At 70.5% G+C, this 24,357-nt stretch carries 16 protein-coding genes, 1 pseudogene and 2 riboswitches; of the genes and pseudogenes, 13 read left to right on the top strand and 4 right to left on the bottom strand.

The annotated features are described in order from the left end of the window. The first annotated feature begins 1 nt into the window (after position 1). From IEZ17_RS16680 to IEZ17_RS16695, 4 genes are read left to right on the top strand one after another with little or no spacing between them, the layout of a single operon-like run. Positions 2-5,377 (top strand): DUF6603 domain-containing protein, encoded by a 5,376-nt coding sequence (locus tag IEZ17_RS16680; RefSeq protein ID WP_189300835.1) that lies wholly within the window; start codon positions 2-4, stop codon positions 5,375-5,377. Beyond that, entirely contained in the window at positions 5,374-7,731 is a 2,358-nt protein-coding gene (locus IEZ17_RS16685; RefSeq protein ID WP_189300837.1) for a hypothetical protein, read from the top strand. Before IEZ17_RS16680 ends, IEZ17_RS16685 begins: the two co-directional genes overlap by 4 nt. Next, on the top strand, positions 7,728-11,576 hold the full coding sequence (locus tag IEZ17_RS16690; RefSeq protein ID WP_189300839.1) for a hypothetical protein: 3,849 nt from the start codon (positions 7,728-7,730) through the stop codon (positions 11,574-11,576). Before IEZ17_RS16685 ends, IEZ17_RS16690 begins: the two co-directional genes overlap by 4 nt. A 32-nt stretch (positions 11,577-11,608) precedes the next feature. Further along, complete coding sequence (locus IEZ17_RS16695) at positions 11,609-13,177, top strand: hypothetical protein (RefSeq protein WP_189300841.1); 1,569 nt, start codon at positions 11,609-11,611, stop codon at positions 13,175-13,177. 86 nt (positions 13,178-13,263) lie between these two features. Here IEZ17_RS16695 and IEZ17_RS43840 read toward each other — a convergent pair whose 3' ends face one another. Together IEZ17_RS43840 and IEZ17_RS16700 are read right to left on the bottom strand one after the other, a co-directional pair. Further along, entirely contained in the window at positions 13,264-13,398 is a 135-nt protein-coding gene (locus IEZ17_RS43840; RefSeq protein ID WP_268249823.1) for a hypothetical protein, read from the bottom strand. A 261-nt stretch (positions 13,399-13,659) separates the two neighbouring features. Then, positions 13,660-13,986: a phospholipase D-like domain-containing protein gene (locus IEZ17_RS16700; protein WP_189300843.1), complete on the bottom strand. Its 327-nt coding sequence runs from the start codon at positions 13,984-13,986 to the stop codon at positions 13,660-13,662. A gap of 45 nt (positions 13,987-14,031) precedes the next feature. Between IEZ17_RS16700 and IEZ17_RS16705 the strand changes: the two are divergent. The 5 genes and pseudogenes from IEZ17_RS16705 to IEZ17_RS16725 form a co-directional block, all read left to right on the top strand. Next, a pseudogene (locus tag IEZ17_RS16705) lies at positions 14,032-14,472 on the top strand (transposase); the annotation flags it as partial. Between the two features lie 73 nt (positions 14,473-14,545). Continuing rightward, positions 14,546-14,719: riboswitch (M-box (ykoK) riboswitch) on the top strand. Positions 14,720-15,069: 350 nt separating this feature from the next. Beyond that, positions 15,070-15,510 (top strand): winged helix-turn-helix domain-containing protein, encoded by a 441-nt coding sequence (locus tag IEZ17_RS44445; RefSeq protein WP_189300845.1) that lies wholly within the window; start codon positions 15,070-15,072, stop codon positions 15,508-15,510. A gap of 64 nt (positions 15,511-15,574) precedes the next feature. Further along, a complete protein-coding gene (locus IEZ17_RS16715; RefSeq protein ID WP_189300847.1) occupies positions 15,575-15,958 on the top strand; it encodes a hypothetical protein in 384 nt (127 codons plus the stop codon). Beyond that, positions 15,942-16,343 carry an ArsR/SmtB family transcription factor gene (locus IEZ17_RS16720; protein WP_229852316.1) on the top strand — a complete coding sequence of 134 codons (402 nt, stop codon included), beginning with the start codon at positions 15,942-15,944 and terminating at the stop codon, positions 16,341-16,343. The genes IEZ17_RS16715 and IEZ17_RS16720 overlap by 17 nt, the downstream gene beginning before the upstream one ends. Positions 16,344-16,505: 162 nt before the next feature. Continuing rightward, positions 16,506-17,267, top strand: a complete 762-nt coding sequence (locus IEZ17_RS16725; protein ID WP_189300849.1) for a hypothetical protein — start codon at positions 16,506-16,508, stop codon at positions 17,265-17,267. Between the two features lie 335 nt (positions 17,268-17,602). Here IEZ17_RS16725 and IEZ17_RS16730 read toward each other — a convergent pair whose 3' ends face one another. Beyond that, positions 17,603-19,195, bottom strand: coding sequence for an NRAMP family divalent metal transporter (locus IEZ17_RS16730; RefSeq protein WP_229852317.1), 1,593 nt, complete (start codon positions 19,193-19,195; stop codon positions 17,603-17,605). A gap of 302 nt (positions 19,196-19,497) precedes the next feature. Next, positions 19,498-19,667, bottom strand: a riboswitch (M-box (ykoK) riboswitch). Positions 19,668-20,227: 560 nt separating this feature from the next. Between IEZ17_RS16730 and IEZ17_RS16735 the strand changes: the two genes are divergently transcribed. From IEZ17_RS16735 to IEZ17_RS43845, 3 genes are all read left to right on the top strand, one after another. Next, a complete protein-coding gene (locus IEZ17_RS16735) occupies positions 20,228-20,776 on the top strand; it encodes a lytic transglycosylase domain-containing protein (protein WP_229852318.1) in 549 nt (182 codons plus the stop codon). 434 nt (positions 20,777-21,210) lie between these two features. After that, complete coding sequence (locus IEZ17_RS16740) at positions 21,211-21,384, top strand: hypothetical protein (protein WP_189300851.1); 174 nt, start codon at positions 21,211-21,213, stop codon at positions 21,382-21,384. Then, positions 21,381-21,503: a hypothetical protein gene (locus IEZ17_RS43845; RefSeq protein ID WP_268249824.1), complete on the top strand. Its 123-nt coding sequence runs from the start codon at positions 21,381-21,383 to the stop codon at positions 21,501-21,503. Before IEZ17_RS16740 ends, IEZ17_RS43845 begins: the two co-directional genes overlap by 4 nt. A 250-nt stretch (positions 21,504-21,753) precedes the next feature. On the opposite strand, the gene IEZ17_RS16745 is transcribed toward IEZ17_RS43845, so the two are convergent. Next, positions 21,754-22,743, bottom strand: a complete 990-nt coding sequence (locus IEZ17_RS16745) for a helix-turn-helix domain-containing protein (protein ID WP_189300853.1) — start codon at positions 22,741-22,743, stop codon at positions 21,754-21,756. Positions 22,744-22,952: 209 nt separating this feature from the next. Between IEZ17_RS16745 and IEZ17_RS16750 the strand changes: the two genes are divergently transcribed. Next, the gene (locus IEZ17_RS16750) at positions 22,953-23,714 is read left to right on the top strand and encodes a G1 family glutamic endopeptidase (protein ID WP_189300855.1); all 762 of its coding nucleotides are present in this window, start codon (positions 22,953-22,955) and stop codon (positions 23,712-23,714) included. Positions 23,715-24,357 lie beyond the last annotated feature (643 nt).

Genomic DNA, 24,357 nt, shown 5'->3' on the forward strand with positions numbered 1-24,357 from the left:
CATGGCGCTGACCGTCGAGACGCTGCGCGCGACCCTGCAGGCCGCCGTAGGCCTGCCGGAACTCACCGTCCCACCCGAATTCCTTGAACTGGAGCCCACCGAGGAGTTGTTCCACGACCACCTCGCCGACGGCGTACTGCAAGTGCGCGCACCGGCGATCGACGTGGACCGGCTCACGGCCGTCGGCACCGTGCCACTGGCAAGCGGTACAGAGGCGCACACAGCGGTACGGTTCCTCGCCGACACCGGCAAAGGCGTCGTCGTCGGGGTACGGATCGACGCCGCCCTGCCCGCCGACGCACCCGACCTGCCCAAAGAACTCCGCGACGCCCTCACCCCGCTGGAGCGCTTCGGCCTCGGCACCCTGCACCTGGTGCTCGGTGTGGAACCGGCCCTCAACGAGCAGTCCGAGGCACTGGTGGGTGCGGGCGCCGAACTGAACTTCCCCAGCGCGCAGGCCGCCCCCAAGCCGTACCTGTGGGGCTATCCGCCCGCACACGGCACCATCTGGCGGCTCGGCGCCGAATTCACGCCCGTACGCATCACGGCACTGGACGACCTGACGGCCTTCGCGGCCCTTGGTACGGGCGGCTTCGACCTGCCGCCCGACCTCGCACCCGGAACCGGCCTGGCGCTCACCGCCCTCGCGGTCGCCTATACCGTGGGCAACGACTCCCCGCAGACCTCCGGCACGAGTGGCCTCCTCACGGTCCAGCTGACCGTCGGACTCGACCGGGAGTGGAGCCCGCTGGACGGGCTCACGGTGAAGAACCTCCACGCCGAGTTCTCCGTGCTCAGCCCCTTCGCCGGTCCCCAGCTCCTCACCACGCTCGGCGGCAGGGTCGAGCTCGCCGACGACATCGCCATCGATGTCGAAATCGGCCTCCCCGACCGCTCCTTGACCGGCACCCTGGTCCGGCCCGTCAACGCCGGTCAACTCCTCCAGGACCGCTTCCCCGGCATCCCCGTCCCCGCCACCCTCACCGTCAGCGAACTCACCCTCTGGGCCGAACTCGCCTCCGACGCGGGCAACCGCGGCTACGGACTCGACCTCGCCCTCACCGACGTCTGGGAGCCCGTCACCGGCATCAAGCTCAGCCAGGTCGTGCTCACCGTCTCGCACCAGGCCGGGGTGACTCTGGCCGGGCTCGCGGCGCGGTGGCAGCTCGACGCGGGGGTGCTGGACGTCGCCGGAACCTGGTCCTCCACTGACGGGTGGGCCTTCACCGCGCACGCGGTCGGTCTTCAACCAGCCGCCATCATGGGCCACTTGGGCATCGACGTACCCGAAGCCCTGCGCGATCTGACCGTCGAAGAACTCTCCGTCGCCTTCGACACCCACGGCCACTTCACCTTCGCGTGCACCACCACCCTCACCGTCGACGAGCTCCCCGTCTCCCTCACCGTCACCGTCGACCGCACCCCCGGGCACACCCAGGTCTCCGGACTGCTGCGGCTGACCGTCCCGCTCGACGAGGAGACCGAGCGCGTCCTGGAGTTCGCCGTCGACTACGACAGCGACCCCACCGGCCGTATCCTCACCGCCCGCTGGACCGGCACCCCCGCCGTCACCGCGCGTGAACTCGCCGCTGCCGTCGGGCTGTCCGTCCCCGCGGGAGTCCCCGCCGGACTCCTGCCCGCCCTGGCCTCCGTCGGCCTGCGCTACGACAGGACGGCCGGGCGGCTGCTGTTGTCCGCCACCACCGAGGCCGGCGGCGGCATCGTCGTCGCGTCCGTACCGGGCACCCCGCGCGCCCTCGTCCTGCTCGTCGCCGCGAACATCTCGGACCTCAGCCCCACCAAGCTGTCCCAGCTGCCGCTCGTCGGCGGCCAGATCCCGCCGGGCGTGGACGTCGGCATCACCGGCATCCAATTCCTCGTCACCAGCGGCGCGTTGACCACCGCCCAGGTCGCACTGGTCAACGCCGACCTCGACGCCACCGGCTGGACCGGCGGCAAGCTGCCCGACTCCGGGTCCGGCCTGCCCAAGGGAGCGGTGCTCACCCTCCCGTACGAGGTCGCGGGCGCGGCACAGGACCCGCTCGCCGTCTCCTTCGGAGGAGGCGGGCAGAAACAGCTCGCGCTGAGGGACAGCGGCAGCGGCGGTCCGGAGTCCGCGGCGTGGGCCGACATCGGCCGCTCCTTCGGCCCCCTGCACCTGCAACGTATCGGCGCCGGCTTCGACTCCGGCAAGGTGCTGGTGATGTTCGACGCGAGCATGGGCGCCTCCGGGTTCACCCTGGGCGTCATCGGGCTCGGGATCGCCCTGGACCTCGACACCATGAGCGCCGAACCCCGCCTCCAGGGGCTGACCGTCGATCTGCGCCGCAACCCGCTGCACATCGCGGGCGCTCTCATCAACCGCCAGCCCCCGCCCGACGATTACAAGATCCTGATCGAGGGCCTGCTCGTCGTCGAGATGCCGAAGTTCGGAGCGCTCGCGCTCGGCGCGTACCAGCGGCGCGGCGACGGCATGACCTCGTTCTTCGCCTTCGGTCGGCTCCAGGGCACCTTCGGCGGGCCGCCACCGTTCCGAGTCACCGGCTTCGCCCTCGGCTTCGGCTACAACAGCAGCGTCCGCGTCCCCGAGCAGACCGAGATCGCCCAATTCCCGCTCGTCACCGGCCTGGACGGCGGCCTCGACGACGACCCCCTCAAGACCCTCCCGGTGCTCACCGGCGGGCCCAACCCCTGGGTCAGGCCCGCCGAAGGCCAGATCTGGCTGGCCGGCGGCATCGACTTCACCTCCTTCGAATTCGTGCAGGCCCGCGTCCTGCTGCTCCTCGAAGTCGGCAACTCCCTCACCCTCGCGCTCATCGGCCGCGCCACCGCGAGCTTCCCGAGGAAGGGCGAGAAGAAATACGCCCGAGTCGGCGTCGACCTGCGGATCGTCTACCAGTCCGCGCGCGGCGAACTCGCCGCCACCGCCCAGCTCGTGGACTCCTATGTCATCGACCCGTCCTGCGTGCTCACCGGCGGCTTCGCCTTCTACTCCTGGTTCGGGCCGAGCCCGCACGCCGGGGACTTCGTCCTCACCGTCGGCGGGTACCACCCCGACTACACCAAGCCCGGCCACTTCCCGGTCGTCCCGCGTCTCGGCTTCACCTGGTCCGTCGGCTCGGCCGTCACCGTCAGCGGCGGCGCCTACTTCGCGCTCACGCCCAACGCCGTCATGGCGGGCGGCATGCTGGACGTGCGCTACAAGGCCGGGAACGTCGAGGCCTGGCTGACCGCGCAGGCCAATCTGCTCATCCAGTGGGCGCCCCTGCACTTCCGCGCCGGGATCTCCATCCGCGTGGGCGCCCGCGTCAAGCTGCTGTTCACCGTCAGCGGCGAGATCGGGGCCTCGCTCGACCTGTGGGGGCCACCCACGGGCGGCACGGTCACCGCGAAGTTCGTCTTCATCAAGATCACCGTCAAGTTCGGCGCCTCGCTGTCCGGTCCCGCGGCGCTCACCTGGGACGAGTTCCGTACGCAGCTCCTCCCGCCCGAGGCCCCGCTCACCGCGCACCCGCTCACCGGCCTGCTCACCGACCCCGACGCCGACCCGGCTCTGCGGGCGGCGAGGGTCAAGGCCGGTACGGAGCCGTGGCTGGCCGACCCGGCCGGATTCTCCTTCGCCGTCTCCAGCGTCGTGCCCGCGGCACAGGCACAGTTCAACGACCGGGAGCCGGAGGGACACAGCACCGTCGACATCCGGCCCATGAAGAAGAAGGACATCGACGGACTGCTCCACGTCACGGTCGAGTACAGCAACACCCGCCGCCGACAGCTCACTTCCTGGCAGTCGCTCCCGAACGACAGCAAGTGGCAGATCGACGTGGAGCACGGCAACGTGCCGTTCGCGCTGTGGGGCGACCCCGATGTCGCCCAAAAAGACACACTCGGCCAGGAACCACTCCTCGACCACCTCACCGGCCTGCGCATCACCGTCCCCCCGCCCGAGACCAACGGCCAGAACCTCGGCCCGATCGCTGAGCGCGACCTCGCCACGGAGAAGCTCAACCCCGACGCCGCGCTCCCGCTCGACCCGAACGCCGGCCCCACCGGCTCGCCCGTCGAGCTCGCCGAACCGCTCGGCGCGGGTGTGGGCGTACTCGCCGGACAGATCGCCAACCTGGCTGGGGGCTCGGCCCGTACCCGCATGCACGGTGTCCTGGCGGGGCTCTGCCCCGACACCCCGCTGCCCAACGGCACGGTGGGCGAATACGCCGAGCAGGCCCGCACCGCCGGACTCGACGCGGACCCGCTGCTGCTCACCGAGGACCCCCAACCGCCCGCCCCCGGGCCCGTCGTCCTCGTCCTGGACGACACCACCGGGACCATCCTGTCCGTCGACCCGGACACGGCGGCCGTCGTCGGCCGGGCCCCGGTGGGCCAGGCGGGTCCGTACCTGGCGGCGACCTCGGTGGACGGCTCGACGCTCTACGCGGTCGGCAGGGACCCGAAACAACTGGCAGTCATCGACGTCGTCGCCCAGCAGGTACGGCCGCCGCGCACCGGAATCCAGCCGGCCGGGCAGCCGACGGTGCTCGCGGTCAAACGCGACAACTCCCGGGCTGTCGTGGCCCGTCCGGCTTATGTCGCTGCGGCCTCCGTGGACCTCGCCGGAGGCGCCGATCCCGTTCAAACGGACGTCGACCGGCAGGACGTCCAGAGCTTCGGTGGCATCGCGGTCGACGTCGAGGCCGGGCGGCTGTACGTCAACGCCAACGACGGCAGCAAGACCGTCACGTACGACACCTCCACCGGCTCGAAGCTCGGAGTGGTCTACGGGCCCGCGACACCCACGTTCCTCACGCAGGGGGAGTCCGGCCGGGTGTACGTCTACGGTGCGGCGGCGGGCAGCAACGGCCAGGTACAGGTGATGCCGGTGCCGACCCCTGGGGCCTCGTACACGCCGTACAACTTCCCGCAACGCGGCACCGCACTGGCCATGCTCACGAACTCGGCCCGTCGCGCCGTCGTGTTGCGGACGGTCGGCGAGACCGGGCAAGTGGTCACGCTCTACGAGTGCCCCGGCTCGCCACCCGTCACCATCGCCGAGTACGACGTCGCCATCGGAGCCGACCCCCGCGCCCTCGCCCTCGACCCCGCCGACCGCGCCTGGGTCCTGCACGGCTCCGCCGTCTCCGTCGTCAGCGGCAATGCCCTCCTCGGTGAACTCCCCCTCGACGCCCGCCCGTTGTCCGTCACCTTCACTCCGGACGCCGCCCGCGCCTTCGTCGCCTGCGACGACGCGACCGTCACCGTCGTCGAGATCCACGACAACGCGCCGGTCGCCACCGGGCACTGGCAGCTGCCGCCCGGCACCGTCGCCTCCGCCGCCCTCTACACCGTGTTCGCCGCCACCGCCTCGGAAGGGGCCGCCCGATGACGGACCAGCGCCGCGCCCCCGCGCGGGCCACCGACCCCAGCTTCGTCCTGCGCTTCCAGGACAACCGCGAACCCGCCATCAACGCCGGCCTCTACCGCGTACGAGCCGCGCAGACCCTGCCCGGCGTGGAAGGCGCCGACGACTACCTCGTACCCGTCGAGGAGACCTTCGAGGTCCGCGCCCCGCAGTTCGCCCTCGCCGACGAGCATGTGCATGCCGTCAACCCGGCACCCGAGGCCCGCTCCGACTACAGCACGACCCTCGCGCACCTCACGCTCACCGATCCGCTCCTGCCGTGGATGCGGCGCCTGGACGAGTCCGGGGCCGCCCTCGTGGAGGCCCCCGAGGAACCCTGGCTCGCCCTGCTCCTGTTCGCCGAGGGCGAGCTGCCCGGCGACCCCGAGTCCGCGGCCCTGACCGTGCCCATGACGGCGGAGGAACTCCTCACCGACGCCGAAGGCGTACGCCACCCCCGCATCGCACCCTCGCAGATCGAGGGCGACCCGACGGCGCTCTGCCACACCGTGGACATCCCCGGCGACGTCTTCGCCACGATCGTCCCGCGCACCGACGAGCTCCGGCACCTGATCCACGTCCGCGACGTCCGCCCTGACCCCGGGCTGCGCGCCGAGCAGCTCGCCGAGGGCACGTACGCGATCGTCGTCGCCAACCGGCTGCCCGACCGCGAGCACGAGATCCGCTACGCCGCGCACCTCGTCGCCCTGGAGGGCTGCCGCTCCATCCTGGCGGACGCGGACGCCGGACAGCTGACCGCCAACGTACGGATCCGCCTCGCCGCGCTGCGGAGTTGGTCCTACATCAGCACACCGGATGCGAACGGTGGCTTCGTCGGCCGGGTCCGGCACTTCCTCTTCGAGTCCGACGAGGAGCACAAGCAACGCGACCTGCTGCTGCGCACACCCGTGCCCCCGGCCGAACCGCCCGCCGGGGCCGACCCCGCCGCGTACACCACCGCCCGCGCCCGGCTGGCCTCCGGCCGGGTGCCGCTGGCCTACGGACTGGAGACCGGTGAGCGCAGCTACGCCTGGTACCGGGGTCCGCTCACGGCCGAGCCCGCGCAGCCGCTGCCGACCCCGCCCGCCGCCGGCTGGACGAGCGCCGCGCAGCTGATGGCGTACGAGAAGGCGTGGGGGCTGTTCGACGCGGGCTGGGGAGCGGCCTGGACGCTGGGCCGCGCACTGGCCCTCGCCGACGCCGACTTCGCGGCGATGCTGACCGCGTGGCACGCGAAGGCCCGTACCCGGGCGGCGGTGCTGGCGCAGCGGCTGGCGGCGGTGGGTCTTGGGGCGAGGGGGACAGACGGGGCGGCGGAACGCGCCCTCGGCCCCCGCCCCTTCGGCACCCTCCTCGAGGAGCTCGCCGCCGACGGCACCGCCGCACGGCTGCTACGGGCCGGTACGCACCCCGTACAGTCCCGCCACGCGCCCCCGCCCGACCCTTTCCGGCGCACCCCGACCGCCGGGCGGCGCGGTGCCGCACGGGCCGCACGGACCGCCGAGCTGCTCACCGACCCACCGGTCACCCTGCGCACCGCCCTCACCGCCCAACTCGCCGACGCCGCCGCCCCGATCAGCGCCTGGCTGCAGCGGCTGCGCCTGCTGCACAACATCCCCTTCACCGACCTCGTCCCCGACGACAACGCCCTGCCCGCCGAGTCCCTGCGCCTGTTCTACGTCGACCAAGGCTGGCTCACCGCGCTCGTCTCCGGCGCGGCGGGCATCGCCATCACCGGCGAGACCGACGCCGGCCTCGCCCGGATCGCCGCACCCTGGGCACGCGGTGACGACGAGGCGCCGACCCCCTGCGCGGGCGTGCTCATCCGGTCCGCGCTCGTCCAGGAATGCCCCGGGCTGCTCGTCCGCCCGTACCGGGGCCACGGCGACGACACCCGCACCCCCATCGCCGTACTCCGGCAGGACGTCCTCGGCCCCGACGTCCTGCTCGTCCTCTTCGAGCAGGTGCCCGACGAGGTGGAACTGGCCGAGCCGCCCGAGGGCCTGTCCTTCGGCGTCGACATCAGCCAGGGCAAGCGGCGGGTGATCAACCTGCGGCGCGTGGACCCGCCCGCCGTCGCCCGGCAGATCGACGGCGAGGCATTCCCGCACCCCGAGGGCCCCGACGGACTCGACGCGTATCTGCGCCCCGACCCCGCGGGCCGGCGCGCCGTCCTCGACCTGCGCCCCGCCGCCGCCGACGGGCTGCTGCGCAAACTCGGCGGGCGCCTGGCCGAGTTGGGTCAGTCGGCCGTGGACCGCTTCGGCCCCGCAGGTCTGGCCGTCCAGCTCGTCAACGCGCCCCGCCGTCAGCTCATCACCCGCGGGACGGCCCGATGACCGCGATGACCCCCGAAGAAGGGCAGAACCGCGCCGTGACACATCCCCTCGTCGTCCCCCTGCAAGTCGAGGCGCTCACCGTCAACGAACGCGTCCGCTACGCCGAGGTCTTCCAGCGCTGGCAGGCCAACTACGCCCTCACCCGGCTGAACCTGTCGCCCGAACCGCCCGCGTTCTCCAACACCGACACGGCCTTCAACGCCGACCCCGACCGCGAAGGCGTCTATCTGCACTGGCAGTTGCCGCAAGCCCTCACCCACGGCGTGGATGAGAGGGGCGACGGCGTCCCCGTCTTCCCGCTCGTACCCAACCGCTGGCTCGTCGTCCGGCAGGCCGTCGCCACCGGCACGGGGGAGCGAACCGACACCGGCTGGATCGTCGAGAGCGACTACCTGGACCCGGCCCTCGGCTCCAGCACCTACATGGACCGGGACGGCCGCCTCACCCGCATCGGCCGCCGCATCAGCCTCGCCGACGGTGCATGGAGCGAACCCGGCACGCCCGGCGGGCTGTTCCTGACCGCCGTCGGCCCCGGGCTGCCTACCTTCGCCGCGTACCAGCCGTACAACCTCGACGTGTTCTCCGTGCACGACCGCACGGACGACCTCGACCCGGACACCGTCTACCAGCTCAACTACCTGGTCGCGGGCTGGTACGGCGACCCCGCCGCCGACCCGCTGGCCGGGGACCTCGCGGAACGGCTGGCCGCGCTCCACTGGAAGGCCACGGGCACGGCACCCGACACCGCCCGTACGGTCTGCCACGGCACCGCCCTCGACGTGCAGTGGCAGCGCCGGGGCAGCGGCATGCCCGCCTCCGACCGGCCCGACTACGTCACCATCGGCGTGGGCAACAACACCGAGCACGCCACCAAGGCCATCAAGGAGTACGCGGCGCGCCGCGCCGGATCCCCGCCCGAGCTGGCCGCCCTGCTCTCGGCCGTGCACTCCGGCGTCCTCGACCTGCTTGAGGAACCCGACGGCCAGTTCCAGGCCGAACGCGCCCTGCACGCCTCGTGGTTCACCCCCGAGCCCGGCGGATACACATGGGTGCTGGAGGAAGCCGAGAAACCCGGCATGCCGGAACCGGCTGCGCGCAGGCGTCGGCCGCGTGCCGTACGCAGCGCGTACGCGCGGGCCCTCGCCAAGCTCAACGAGGACCAGGCCGCGCACGACGCCGCCGTCCAGGACCTCATCGCCGCGCAGCGTCGGCTCTACGACCTGTGGTGGGCGGCGAACCTGCCGAAGGTGCCGGACGCTCCGGGGGAGCCGGGCGGCAAGTACCGCGAGGACCTCACGGCACGCGTGGAGGACGCCACCAAGGCGGCGAAGGACCAGCGCGACCGGGTGACACGGCTGCGTGCCGCGATCCCCTGGGAAGACACTCCCGAGCAACTCGCCGACGCCATCGTCCAGTACCAGCTCGACCACGGCCTCCCGCAGGACGAGGTCGTCCTCAAGCGCGCTGTCCTGCCCGGCTACCACCGGCCCAATGACCCGGTTGTGGTGATCCGGGGGACGAAGGACCGTCCCCTCCCGCCGGACCCGGAGCGCGTGGCGGCCGCCGACCCGTACGCGGTGCGCGAAGGCGAGTACGACGACAGCGAGGAGGACGAGGACCCGCCGCTGAAGTGCCGCTGGCCGGACGCGCTCGTCACCGGCGTACGGGTCGCGGGGAGCACGGTCTCCGCGAGCGACGCGCAGACCCCGAAGCCGCCCGACATCCCTTCTCCCGACGGGCTGTCCGGCGTGCTGTCGGCCCTGCTGCGCGAGCTGTTCCACCTCGCGTCCTCCAACGCCCGTACGCTCGCGAGGGCCACCGGCTTCGGCGACTGGCAGACGCTCGCCACGGCCATGCGCGACCCGCACACCAACGCCATCGGCACCCCTGGCGCGTACACCGCACAGTGGCGGCAGCCCTGGCAGCCCCTGTTCTTCGAGTGGAAGGTCGACTACTTCCCCATCGAGTGGCAGGGCGACCCGGACGGTGGCCACGCGGACCGCGCCAACTGGAGCTTCGACGGCACCGAGTACCACTGGCTCGGCACCGGAGACCACGCCGTCCCCCTCAGCCTCAGCGGCCGCCAGTTCCTCACCCAGACGCCCTCGGAGACCATGGCCGCCGCGCTGCGCCAGTACGCCCGTACCCACCCGGGACCGGGAGCCGCCGCGCTGCGGGCACTCGCCCGGCAGGTCGAGGACGACGCCGACTGGTTCTCGCAGCCCCTCGCGGGCTTCACCGAGCAGCTCGCCGCCCGTGCGTCCACCCCTGCCACCCTCAACCCCCACTCCGAGCTGCCGGACGACCTGCGCATCGCGCTCACCGAGGCGTCCGGCCGCACCCTGCCGCCCAACCCGGGTGCTCTCCCGCGCCCGTTCACCGGCTGGAACGAGAGCCCCTACCAGCCGCTGCGCGCGGGCCAGTTCGCCTTCGCCCGGCTCGCCGTCATCGACCGCTTCGGGCACACCCTGCCCGCGATCTTCCCGGACCCGCTGGCCTTGCGGTTCGCGCCCGGGAACGAGCCCGGCGACGTGATCGGCGTCGGCGTACCCGCCCGCCGCTTCGCACCCGAACTCCCCGAGGAACTGACTCCCTCGTGGAAGGACCCGGGAGACCCCGGCCGGGGCCACTGGACCATCAACCCGCCCACCTGGTACCGCTTCACGCAACTCACACCCCGCCTGACCCAGCCCGCCCGGGCCGGCTTCACCCTGCTCGACGCCCGGAACGACCTCAACCCGCTGACGACCGCGAGCGACCCGGACACGACCCCGGTGTCCGCTTGGCTCGTCCCTGGGTACCTGGACCGCGCACTGTACGCGTACGGCCCCGACGGCACCCCGCTCGGCGAGCTGCGCACGACCCTGCCGCCCAGCGGCACCTTTCAAGTGACCTGGCACCCGCTGCCGTACTCGCGCTACCGCGAGATCGACGACCTGCGGGACAACCACCCGATCCTGCACGGCTTCCTGACCGCGCTGGTCGCCCCGGACCGGGGCCCGGCCGCCCTGCGCTCCCTCCTCACCGTCATCGACCGCACCCTGTCCACCACCGCCCCCATCGGGGACGCCGCGCCCCCGCACACCCCGAGCGTGCTCGTCGGACGGCCGCTCGCGCTGATGCGCGTCCGCTTCGACATGGACCTCGACGGCCCGCCGTACACCGACCCCTCGTGGGAGAACCTGCGCGATCCGCAGGCACCGGCGTACCCCGGCTACCGCTGGCCGGTCCGGCTCGGCGAACGCAACGAGCTGACGGACGGACTCGTCGGCTACTTCCACGGCGAGCACCGCGACACGGATTACCGGGTGCTGCACACGGTCCTCGGCGAGGACGAACTCCCCGACGAGGCACGGCAGTACTTCGCCCCAATCGGTACGGGCGCCTCCCTCACCCTGCCCGCCCGGCCCCCGGGCAGCGACCCCGACCACCGGAGCGCCGCCTACCTCACTCTGCTCGCCGACCCGCGCGGCACGACACACGCCACCACGGACGTCCTGCCGGCCGCCGAAGTCCGCCTGCCCGCCCGGCTCGTGGAGCCGCCACTGGCCGAACTCCCGGTGTCCTTCCGGCTGGGCCCGCTGCCGGTGAGCGAGTACGTACCGGACCCGGCGGGAGTACGGGCCGGGGAGCAGCCGCCCGCGCTCGTCGTACCGCGCCCGTCCGACCGGTACGGCACGTGGACGTGGGCGCAGAACGAGACGGCGGACACGTGGAGCGAGGCCACCACGTACGCGTCCGACGGCGAACCGCACCACCCGTATCCCGCGCCGACGTTGCGCACCGGCCGCCTCACCCTGCGTCCTGTGAAGGCCGACGACCAGACAGAAGGAGACCGCCGATGAGCGACTGCGTGCTGAGCTACGCCCTGACGACCGTGCCCAACCCGCTGACCGTCAGCCCGCCCAAGTCCGGCCCCGGCAACGAGGATGAGCTGGCCTACGGGTCCATCGACCTCGTCATCTCCAACAGCGGCAGCACGCCGGTGCGGTGCAGCCGCATCGCCATCGTCCTGCCGGTCGGCTCCCTGGCCCAGGACCTGGCGTTGACGGGCGAGGGCATCGCGCCGTATGTCGAGCCGGAGTCCGGGTGGACGATCGTGGGTCCGCAGCCGGATGTCCTGCTCGCCGTGCCGACGGCGGAGACGGCGGTGTTCCCTGCGGCGGGGGAGGCGACGGGCGACTCGTCGAAGGTGCGGTTCAGTGTCGAGCCGACGGGCGGGACGAGTGAAGTCACCGTCGACGGGCTGTACATCACCCTGAAGAACATCGCGATCAGCAACAGGACCGGTGTCGCCCGGATCGGGATCGAGGAGTGGGCGACGACGGGTTCCACGATCCCGGAGGTGCCGAACACAGGGACGCTGGACGTCGCGAAGTTCCCCTTCCGCAGCGGGGCGGACCCCGCGCCGGGGGTCGGGCGGGCGCTGGTGGCCGTCACGGCACAGGGCGGCCCGCCCGCTACGCGGATCGCTGCCGGTGATCCGGTACGGCTGGAGTGGCACCATGTGCGCGGCGACAACCACGAGTTGTACATGGACGGGGAGCGTGTGCCGGATCCCTCGATCCCGGGCGGGAGCGTGTATCCGGTTCCGGCCGGGAAGGTGCTGCGGGACACGGCGTTCGCGCTGAAGACGGTGACGCCCACGCCGGACGGCGGGTTCGTGACGCGGTGGGATCACTTGACGGTGTGTGTCACGGACCAGACGCTTGCGGCTGTGACGGTGAGCGGACCTATCCAGGCCAACGGCACCTTGACGACGAGCAGTGCGGGGGAGACGACATTCCACCACGCGGTGTCCGTGGTCGATGGGAAGGAACTGGTAGCGAGCGGGGATCTGTGTGTCGACGGCAGCGTCAAGTCCACCAGCGGGACCACGAAGGTCGGTGGCGCGCTCAACGTGAGTGGTCAGGTCCAGGCTGTGGCGGGGATCAGGATCGACGGCGATGTCACTTCGTCGAAGTCGGGCATCAGTGTCGGCACGAACGTCGATCTCACGTCAGGCCACAAGCTGGATGTCTACGACACTTTCGTGGCGGACAGCAACACCAAGACGGCCTGGATGCGCAACATGTCCGTTGCGGGAACAGCCGACCTGGTGAAGCAAGGAACCATGTTCTACGAGACCACCGGAACCGGTACCTGGTCCTACAGGGCGAACACCGCGGGGCTAGTGATCGCGACGGTCAATGTGGACAGCGGCGTCGCTGGACATGCGACTGCGGACACCTGGGGAAGTGGGGGACAGGGGTGGGCGAACCTCCGGGCTGCAGGGAACCAGGCCGGGACGATTGCCGTGGCGAAGGGGGCAAGCTTCTGGGTGCGACACACACGGTGGGGCGGGTCGTCGAATGCCAAGTTTTACTGGGTGCCGCTGGGAGTGGGTGACCAACCCACGCCGACACAAGCTCTGTCGAGCGCGGCGGAGGAGCCTGTCGGGGAATGACACGCCGACGGTGATGCTGGAGGAGGCTGGAGCTGCGCTTCTCCGTCTCCTCCAGCACGGCTGACCCGGTGTGACCGGGAGTTCTTTCACCGGTAGTCGGCGCTGACCCCGCGCTCGTAGTCGAACGTCGCGGTCGCCTTGGAGTACCGCCATTCCGGCTCCAGCAGGTCCTTCTCCAACTGGGCGGCGGCCGCCGGGTTCTCTGGCGGCGAGGATGTCATAGAGCCGGATGTCGTACCGGGGGAGCGGCGGGCAGGTGGAGTTGAGGTCCTGCTGCGAGAGCACCACGCTCTTCTGCGCGCTCTCCCCCAGGGCGCGCAGCGCGCTCCCCTCCGGGTTGACCGTGTCGTAGTCGTGGTCGGCGTTGGTGCTGTCGGGCACCCCCACCACGCACTTGGTGTCCGGCGCGGACGGCAGCTCCGGACGGAACCCGGACTTCTCGTCCTTCTCCCTGATCCCGAGACCCAACCCGCCCACGGCGATCACCGGTACGTCCCCGGTGGGCCCGGCAGGCGTCGGGTTGGCCTCTGCTCCATGCGCGGCACGCAGTCCGTCCCCTTGGACGCCGAGAACCAGACGCTGGTCACCGTGTTCTTGTTCCGGCAGGTCCAGGACCACAGCTGGTCGAGATGGCGCCCGGCCGTGCGCGCCGCCTGCCCGGTCAGCGCCAGATCCACATCGGTCACCGGATGGCCGGTGTCCAGGTAGCCGTCCTTCCAGTCGTTGATCCCACCGGCGATGACCGATGTCCCGTCCACCACCAGCAGTTCGGAGTGGTTCCAGGAGAACGCGGTCCTGGACGTCGTCATCGAGGCGGTGGTCGGCTCCGACCCCGGCCGCCGCCTCCTTGCCTGAAGCGCTCGGGCATGACGGATGGACACGGCATTCCACTGGGCCGTGTCCTGGCCGGCGCCAACCGCCACGACTCCCCGCTGCTCGCCCCGACCCTGGACCGCCTGGACGACCTGGGTCCGTTGCCCGACGACGTCACCGTGCACCTGGACGCCGGCTACGACTCGGAAGAGACCCGCGCCCTGCTCAACGAACGCGGCCTCCACGGCCGCATCGCACGCAAAGGCGAGAAGGCGCCCATCCAGGCAAGTAAGCGTTGGCACGTCGAACGCACCCACGCCTGGCACAACGCCTTCCACCGGCTCGCCCGCTGCTACGAGCGGCGCACCACCGTCATCGACGCCTTCTTCGACCTCACCGACACGATCATCACCGTGCGCAGCCTGATCCGGCGGGCATGGACGACTCACCGCTGGGACGAACGCCCGAACCGCCGACCATGACCACACCCCTATCCGTGCCACCTCTTGGTTGCGTTGATGTGCAAGCGTCAGGCACACTTGTGGAGGTTTGAAGAAGGCACCTCGTTCGGTGAGGCGTCTGCACGGACATAGGCCACTGACCCCACGACGTCGAGAGACGCCCAGGGTCAGGACAGGTCTCCCCGACTTAAGGGGTGACCCCAAGTGGCTTCCCCAATACGGGGATTACGCCGTGCAGTGCCAAAGCTCTGACGAGTTGGGGTGAGCCTGTCCCTGGGACGGGTGCGCTCCTTGCCGAGTCGTATGGCGCCATCGCGCGCCCCGGCCGGGAGGAGGCGAGAAACATGGATTGCAGTTGCAGTAGTCCGGGCCACAGTAGGCCCCTGATCCGTATCCGTACGGCGTTCTCGACCTCCGGTACGCGGTAACCACCTTTCCCGACGCGTTCGCGAACCCTCTTTGCCAGGCACCCGTGCGGCTTTCGCCGACCCGGGCGGCCGGGCTGCGCGCTCGCAGGGCGGGCGGCTTCCGTGCGCCGTCAACACCTCTCCCAGACAAGGCATGTGGCGGGTTTCGCCATGCCCTTCGCCGCCAGCACCCCGACCCGAGGAAGCAGCCATGAACCTCCACCACCGATCGGTCCGCCGCACCCGACTGGACCGGCCTACCAGCGTGCGCCGGCTCCACGCCGTTCCAGATCCACTGTCGTCCCCGCATGAGGCCGCGGATCTGCCCCGGGCGCCGGTCCACCGCATCCGCGGCCTTGTCGTCGACTGCGACTCCCGCCGAGTGTCGGTCGCCGGACGGCAACTGAAGCTCACCTGCATGGAGTTCGAGCTGCTCGCCCATCTGGTCGCCAACCAGCGCCGGGTCCACACCCGTGAGCAGCTGATGGCACTGGTGTGGCAGCAGACCCCCGTGGGGGACATGCGCACGGTCGACGTACACATCGCCCGCCTGCGCCAGAAGCTCGGCCCCGGACACCGTGCACTGATCCGCACCGTCCGGCAGATCGGCTACGCCTTCGAGCCATCGGCCACGACCAAGCCCCGCCCCTGATGAAGGGACGATCGACGACCGGATCGTTGGTCTTCCTGACGCCGAGCTTCCAAGGGATACCGTCATGAGATTCCTGCCCCGCTCCCGCCGCAAACAGGCCAGGCACCCCGGCACCGAGACGACGTCGTCCCGGTCCCGCGAACTGGTCACCTTCCACGTCCACTGCGACCGGGGAGCGGAGACCAAGGTGCGTGCGCTGTGCGTGCTGGCCCTCAGCCGACCCGGCGCCCGTGTCGAGGCCGTGCACACCGGTCCGTACGACGCGTTCACCACTAACGTGCACATGCTGGTCACCCTGGACGGCCCGGAGACCGGCCTGCTGGACCGGCTGGTCGACATGCTCTCCGGCGTGCCGTCCGTGCTCGACGTGCACTGGCACCGGCACGACGAACCCCGCACCCTCGCCTACGCCGCGGAAAGGGGACTGCCCGGTGCATGCGCTCACTGAGCCCGACGTCGTCCTCTTCCCGCCGTGCACGACAACCGTGCCGCTCAAGGACGCCGAAATCGCCGCGGTGACAGCGGTGTTGAAGGCGGTGGCCGGACCTATCCGGCTGCGGCTGTTACAGGCTCTGGCTGACCACCGGGAGCTCTCGGTCGGGGAGCTGACGCAGCGCGTCGGCTCCCCTTACGCGGCCGTCTCCCAGCACCTCGCGCGCCTGCGGGCGGCGGGCCTGGTCGCGGTACGCCGCAGCGGCCATCGCCTGCTCTACCGCACCGCCAACCCGCACCTCCCGGCTCTGCTCGCCGCCGCCCGACACCTGGCGGCCCACCCGGCACCTACGCGGCCGGACCACCCGAGTGAATACAAGGCGGAACAGCAGCCCACGTAAACAGGATCTGGCGCTGATTGAACACTCCCGACTCGATGCCGGGATGCCTGCCGCGCGGCCGAGGGGAGCTCTCGGATACCGCGCGGCGGCACGAGTGGCCTCAGCGGTATGGTGGAGATCTTCGGTTGCCGCAGGCTTCTGGAGTCTTCAAAGGCGAACTGCATGACCGACTTCGATCCGCCATCCGCACGGCTCCGCCTTGATGACGCGTTGGCAGGTGTGGCGGACGCCTTCCGTGGCGAGACCGCGCGCCCCGAAGAGCGCAACTGCGAATGCCACTGGGGCAGTGCCGAAGAACTCGGCCTCCTGAAGGCGCCGGAGGCGGTGCTGGGGGCCGACCTGCTCCGGCGGACCTGGCAGGCATCTGACTGGAGCGACCACGCGGCGGTGCTTCGACGCATCCTGCCCGAGCTCGCCTCCGCCCTTGTCGCCGGCCGCGTAGAACGCCTCTTGGGTCTGGAGGAGGTCGGCGCCTCGTTCGCCCGCGGCGACTGGCAGGAATGGTCCGCACCGCAGGCCGCCGCGGTCTGGGAGTTCCTCCGTGCCTGGTGGTTGTACAGCCTCACCGCGCCCGGCGCCGTCGAACCGGCGTATGAGGTCTTCGCCCTGTGCGCCGAGGCTTCCGGCGAAGTCGGCTCCTGGCTCGCCACCTGGGAAGCACTGGACCATCCGCAGTCCGACCGGTGTCTGGCCCAAGCTATTGACCACTGGGAGTACGAGCTGCTCGGTGACAGCCTCCCGTGGAACACCTGGCACGACGAGGAGACGATGTGCGCCGAGTTGACGACCTGGTTGGTCCGCCATGTCCCCGCACGCCTGCAGACCCACGCTGTATCCGACGGTCCGCTCCACCGCGTTCGACTGCTCGGCCTCACTGGGCCGGCCCGTTGGGAGGCTTCGCAATGGCCCGGCCACCGGTACTGACCCGCGAGAAGCAGCACCACTTGCTCGGGTCCACAAGCACGCCTGGCGGGCAGCCTCGTCACAAGATCAGCGCCAGAGCCCGTAAATACAGCAGCGAGGCGGTCGGCGACGCGGGCATCCCCACCCGAGTCGCTGGATCGTCCCAGGCTCCGATACAGGACGTGTAGCCAGGCGCGCTGGGGTGTGGTCGGTGGGCGTGGTCAAGGTGTGCTGCGGGGCCGCGGCGCTGTGCTCATAGGGGCGAGCAGGTATCCGTCCTATCCCGCTCTCGCCGGCGGGGAAGGTGATGCCGGCGTGGTTCTTGCTGTGCGCGGGGGTGTTGGGGCGTCAGGGGGTCACGTGCCAGTCGGCTTCGAGGTGCCGGCGGCCGTCGGAGCCGGTGACGGTGCGCCAGTGGGCGTGCGGGCGAGCGGGCCGGTCCTCGGGCGTGGCCTTGGCGGAGGCCGAGCCGGGGAACGTGCGCAGCACCGGGCTGTCGAGAGGGCTGTCGGCGATGCGTCGTACCGTCGTGGCGAGGAAGCCGAGGACGGCACGACCGCTGCTCCAACTGCGGGTGGAGGGGCGGTGGATGGCGGGGCGGTGGATGTGGACTGCGGTGAAGACGGACATGCGGGAGTCACCTCCGTTGAGCGGCGCGGTCGGCACAAGGGCAGGCGTGACCGAGGGCGGGTGAACGATTCAGTGGTGTGCGAACTGCAGCGCCCGTGCGGTGTTGCGGCCCGTGTCAGGTGCGGGGAGCCGTGGTGGCGACTTCGGCGATGCGCTGGGCCGGGGATCAGGACGATCGAGGCTGCGGCGGTGACCAGGCCGGCGTAGACGGCGTAGAAGCCCTTGGCGCCTTTGATCCCCCAGTGCAGGGAGTGCTTCATTCCGAAGACGTCGCCGATGGCGTACGCGGTGGACAGCGACACGGCGAACGCGCCGATGATCAAGGCGTCGAGCAGGGCGATGGCGAAGAGGACGCCGGCGACCTTGCCGGCCTTGGCCGCGATGCCGGTGATCAGGCCGGCGGTGTCGGTGAAGTTCCCGAACCCCTTGGTGCCGGCGAACGCGGCGGCGACCAGGCCCATCATGGCGGCTGCGCCGATGACCACGATCGCGATACCGATCCACAGGTCGGCCTTCTCGTACTTCATGAAGCGCGGAGTGATGCGCTTGTCGATGACGTACGACTGCTGGAAGAACAGCTGCCAGGGCGCAACCGTGGTGCCCACGATGCCGATGATCAGCAGCATGACGGTGGCCAGCTCACCGTATCCGCCGGGGATGACCGGGACCACGAAGTCGTGCGCCATCTGCGAGGTCTTGGGGTGGAGCATGAAGTAGAGCGGGACCAGGAGCAGCGAGGCGGCGCACAGGGCGACGGCGATCCGCTCGAAGCGGCGGAAGGAGCCGGTGAAGGCGGAGGCGGTGATGATGGCGGCGGCCAGGATCACCGAGGCGGCCTTCGGCAGGCCCAGATAGCCGGCGGCCATCGTGATCCCGATGAACTCCGTGACCAGGGTCAGCGCGTTGAGCAGGAACGGGTCGATGACGGAGAACGCGCCCCAGAACTTCCCGAAGCGCTCCAGGATGAGGCGGGCGTGGCCGACGCCGGTGACCGCGCCGAGGCGCAGCACCATCTCCTGGTTGACGTACAGGACGGGGATGAGCAGGAGCAGGGTCCACAGCAGCTGGGGGCTGTAGTTCTGACCGGCCTGGCCGTAGGTGGCGAAAGCGCCGGCGTCGTTGTCGCCGACCATCACGATCAGGCCGGGCCCGACTATCGCGAGCAGCGTCTTGAACTTCGCGGACAGGCCCCGGCGTTCGCCGGTGTCGTCCTGCTTGATGGTGCCGAGCGCACCGCGGATGTCGCCGACGTGCGCGTCGTCAAGGACTGCGCTGCGCGGTGTGGGAGCGGTGGGGTGGGTGAGCGTCGTTTCGGTCATGACAGACCTCCCGTTCCCCCGAAGGGGGAGGTTTCGGGCATGTCTAGGCAACACACACACTGCACGCGCAGACCAGCGGCCCGGGACGGCGTCAGGCCGCACGGGTGCTGGGCGCAAGCGCAGGGGCGCGAGTACGCGCAGAAGGTGGTTACCGCATGCCGGGACAGAGCGAGAACAGGCGGAGGCGGGGCCTACTGTGGCCCGGACTACTGGGACCGCAATCCATGACTCTCGCCTCCTCCCGGCCGGGGCGCGTGATCGCGCCAAACGACTCGGCAAAGAGCAGACCGGCCCGCGTGACTGGTTCACCCCAACTCGTCAGAGCTTTGGCACTGCACGGCGTAATCCTGTGGGGCAGCCACTTGGGAACACCCCTTAAGTCGGGGAGATCTGTCCTGAACCTGGGCGTCTCTCGACGTCGTGGGGTCAGTGGCCGGTGTCCGTGCAGACGCCTCACCGAACGAGGTGCCTTGTTTCAAACCTCGAAGGGTCTGGCTCATACTTGCACGCTGACGCAACTGCTTGACTCATTCTTGACTTGCCGTTCCCTGGCGCGACACCGTTTTACGGGGCTGTTCCGGTTGGGTGCAGCACGGGACCGGTGGTCCGCGCCGGAATGCCTTCTGGGTGTCGGCGTCGGCTGAATCCTGACCCACTTTGGTCACGTGAGTTCCGTCAGAGGGGCAGAGTTCAGCCGTCGTCGAGGCTAGAGCGCTGGTGGCGGTATCGCGGCGCCGACCGAGGCCGGTTCCCTCATGTGGCGATCCCCATAGACGCTCGCTCGATTGCGCGATCTTGCAACTAACGCGGAGCGCAATGCGTCCCATTTGTCATCGACAGATCACCGGATGACCGACCGGACGGACTGGGCACATGCAAGAGCAGCAAGCCGGAGCGACGGGCAGCGGCCAGGTATGGCGAGAAGGGCAGCAGCCCGCACGCCCCTTCTGGGGGGTGTCGTCGCCCGCCACGACGTACCGCGCTTCTCGGGCGGCGACAGGAACCAGGCGCTCCGGCCGCCGAGGGTGTCTGGTGAGCCTGACTCTCGGAGCCGTACTCGTAGTCGCCGCCGCCCTCGGCGTCGTCTGGTGGCTGACCCGGCCGCCCGCGCTGCCCACTATTCCCCATCAGTATCTGGCGACCGTGCAGTCGGCCGCCAAGACCTGTCCGGAGCTGAGCGTTCCGATGCTGGCCGCGCAACTCGACGCGGAAAGCCACTGGAACCCGCGGGCGGACTCTGGCCAAGCCCAGGGCATCGCGCAGTTCCACCCGTCGACCTGGGCGGAGTGGGGCAAGGACTACACCGGCGGCGGCAAGGCCGACGTGTGGAACCCAGCTGACGCCATCCCGGCCCAGGGCGCCTACATGTGCCACCTGTTCAAAGAGGTCAAGGGCATCCCCGGCGACCCCACCCGGCTCGTGCTCGCCGCGTACAACGCGGGCCCCGGCGCGGTGCTCAAGGCCCGGGGCATCCCACAGATCCCCGAGACGCAGAACTACGTCAACCGGATCGAGGCGCTGATCCCGAAGTACACCCAGACCTACGCCAAGCAGATCAGCGCGTCGCCCAGCCCTGAGTAGGCCCCGATCCACCGAGCAATGACTCGTCCAAAGCCCGGACATGAAGACGCGGATGCCCTTTGACCTGGGATGATGGGACTTCCTACGGTTCCATATCCACAGAGCAGGAGAACATCCGCGAGGTGCAATCTCGCCATGCCGCCCCTGGAGTCTGTGCCGTCTTCGACGATCGGAATGTGGTCGCGGACGTTGGCCGGGTCCCGGTGATGTGCCTGTCTGAGCGGCGATGGATTTCACAACTGGTCCGCGCCACGGTACGTATCGACAGCGCCGACAACAGTGCCGAGGCGAACTCGGCAGCGAAGACACCTCATGGGTGGCAGCGATGTGCGCGGGAGCTGACAGCATTCAGGACGCCGACCGGCTTCGGCACGGCGCCATGCCGGTGGCGTTCAAGGGGATCCGGTGCACCGGAGTTCCGGCGGAATCTGGCCTTGCGCACCACGCTGCTGCCCAGCGCCGACGGGGTCGCCTTCATCGACGTCGACTCCACCCGCAAGCGCGTGGTCGGCCCCGCCAAGCAAGGCGCCCAGTCCGGCCGGTTCAAAAGGATATGCACCCTGCACGCGCTGCTGGCCACGATCTGCACCCCAGCAGCCCGCCGGTGACCGCCGCGGTCCGACTGCGGCAGGGCAAAGCGGCTGACTCCTGCGGCTCCGAGTGGCGGATCACCGAGGCCCTGGCCACCGCGGCCGAGGTCGTCGCCCTTCACCACGTCTCAACGTGAGGTGGGAAAAGGGCTCCGTGCCGGGCCGTGAGGCCGCGCTGCTCTGGAGGCATGGAAGGTGTGGGGCCCGGCGTTGTCCTGAGTCGGACTGCCATGGCCACGAACACATGGTGGCCTCCGAAGTTCGAGTGCCATGACGGCGACCTCGGTAACGCTGTACTGGCCGGTGGCGCGTACGGGCGGGTCTGGCACCACTGACCGAACCGGGGGCGGCCCCCGTCCGGCCCCTGGTGTCGGGCCTCGCCACGATTCACAGCAGCCCGGCGCGGGCTGCCTGGATACCGGCCTGGAAGCGTGTGCGGGCTCCCAGGGAGTCCATCACCTCGCGCACCCAGCGCTGGACGGTGCGTGGTGAGACGCCGAGTTGCCGGGCGATGCTGTCGTCGGTGAATCCCGCGCAGAGCAAGGTGAGCAACTCCGCCTGGCGGTTACCGGAGGCGCGGACCAAGGAGTGGGTGTCCGGGTCCGGCACCCGCACGGCCCGGTTCCAGTACGCCTCGAACGTCCCGACGAGTGCATCGAGCAGTGACGAGGCTCGCACCAGCATGGCACCGTGCAGTTCCGATCCGGTGGACAGGGGCAGCATCGCCCAGCGGTCGTCCACCACGGCCAGTTTGCAGGGGAGTTCGGACAGCACACGGGCTTGCTCCCCGGCGGTGACACACGCACGGATCTCGGCCAGCCGCCCGGGAGCGTTGACCGAACCGGCCTCGTACACCACTCGTATCCGCACGCCCCGTCCCAGCAGGAACAGTTCCAGCTCCGGGTCGGACCGGACGATGTGCGGCGGTTTGTCGAAGAGCAGCACCTGCTGTCGCGCACCGGCCTGCATCCGCCGCCAGTGGTCCGCGATGGCCGCTGTGCCGGTCACCACCTCGACCAGGTCGGTGGCGTGCGGCCTGCGGGCGGTGCGGTGGGCACGCATCAGCTCGCCGATCCGGCCGCGGGCGCGGCACAGTTCCTCCTCGCGGCGCAGCAGCAGCGCCTCCACGGCGAGGTCGGGGGCGGCAGCCGCCCAGCGGGCGGGCGCATCGTCGCACCGGTCGAGCAGACCGCGCTCCGTGAGCGAGCGCAGCAGTCGTTCGGCCCGCTCGTTCGTGGTGGCGAGTTCCGTGGCGAGCCATGCGGCGGTGCAGCCCCCGCTGGCCAGGACACAAAGATAGGCGGCTTCTTCCGCCTCTGGTACCCCGAGGGCTTCGAGGAGCCCGGCCGAGGCCGCACGGGAATCGTGAAGAGCCACCCTGACCCCCTTCGGGAATCACGGCGCAACCATCCAGGTCCGTCAGGTCCGTTAGCGATCGCGCTCGCCTCAAGCGTACATGTCATGTTCTCGCCACGGCGGGTTCCGGTCGCCACCTGTTCCTTGAGGGTCCCGGCCGACGACGCCCACCATGAGCCCGGTCGGCCGACCCCCCCCCACTCGCACTTCCCCCTCAAGGAGCGTGCCTCATGGGCATATCCACAGGCACCGCCGGCAACATCGGCAGATCCAGAGCCGCGACGGCCACGGCGGCCGTACTGCTGCTGACCGCCGCGCTGGCACCGGCGGGCGTCGGTACCTCCACCGCCGGCGCCCACGGCTACGGCCCGCAGAGTCCCCGTCTCCAGGACAGCAACTGGGGCGGCTACGTGGCACAGGGCTCGTTCTCCACGATCACCGGTTCATGGACCGAACCCCACGTCACCTGCACATCGGCCAACGACCTCTTCGCCCCCTGGGTGGGCATCGACGGCTACGGCTCACAGTCGGTGGAGCAGGCCGGAGTGCAGACCGACTGCTCCAGCGGCTCGCCTGTCCTGTCCGCCTGGTACGAGATGTACCCGGCCGCACCGGTCTACTGGAACGACCCGGTCTCAGAAGGGGACAGCATCACCGCGTCGGTGGTCTCCAACGGCGGCGGCAGTTACACGCTGACCCTCAGCGACACCACCAAGGGCTGGTCCGAGCACATCGACCAGAACCTGAACGGGCAGAACGCCAGCGCAGAAGCCGTCATCGAATCGCCGACCCAGAGCTACCCGTCCTTCAGCCGGCTGGACTTCTCCGGTGTGACGGTGGACGGACAGCCCTTCGACGCCGCCGCCCCGCAGGCGCTGACCAGCGGCGGCTACACACCCGGTCCGCTTCAGGGCGGCTCGTTCTCCATGGCGCCCAACGGCGGCAACTCCCGTATCCCGCACACCTCCAGGCCCGGCACGATCCGCTACTGACCCTCGCACCGCACCGCGGGCGACTGCGGCTCAGCCCCCAGCGCGACGACGTCTGAGGACCTGCTTGCGGACCCCTGCTCACGGGGTGCCTCTGGCGACGTGCTTCACCGGGGGGCTGAGCCGCTGGTGCAGACCGGAGCCCTGGCCGGACACATCGCCGAACTCCGGCGCACAGTCGAGCGGGCGGAAACGGACCGGTGAACGCCCGGGCGCCCCGTCCGCCGCCGGAGTGGCCGCAAATCACGGTCACCCGCCTGGGTATGGGGCACCCCGAGGTGACCGGCGCAAGGGCGGCGCACCCTCGCGTTAGTGTGCGTGGGTGAGCCATTACGTCGTCATAGGATTCGAGCCTGCCGGGGCGGCGACCGCTCGACTGCTGGTCGTAGACGGGGATTCGGTACGGGGCGTCACCACGTCGGGCTGTAGCGCCGAGCCCGGCATCGAGCCCCTCGCGTGCCCGGTGCCCGATCGGCGTTCAGCCCCGGCGGGGGCTGCGAGAGCCACTCGGTCGCCGCGCCGCCCTTGGCGCTGCTCAGGGTCAACTCGCCCTGAAAAGCGTAACTTCGCGGCGTGGCCGCACGGCACCTAGTAGATCGTCGCGGCTAATGCTTGGGGTAGAGGTGGCGCAGTTTGATGCGTGCAT

Origin of the sequence: Streptomyces albospinus, assembly GCF_014648695.1 — a bacterium.
GTDB lineage: Bacteria > Actinomycetota > Actinomycetes > Streptomycetales > Streptomycetaceae > Streptomyces > Streptomyces albospinus.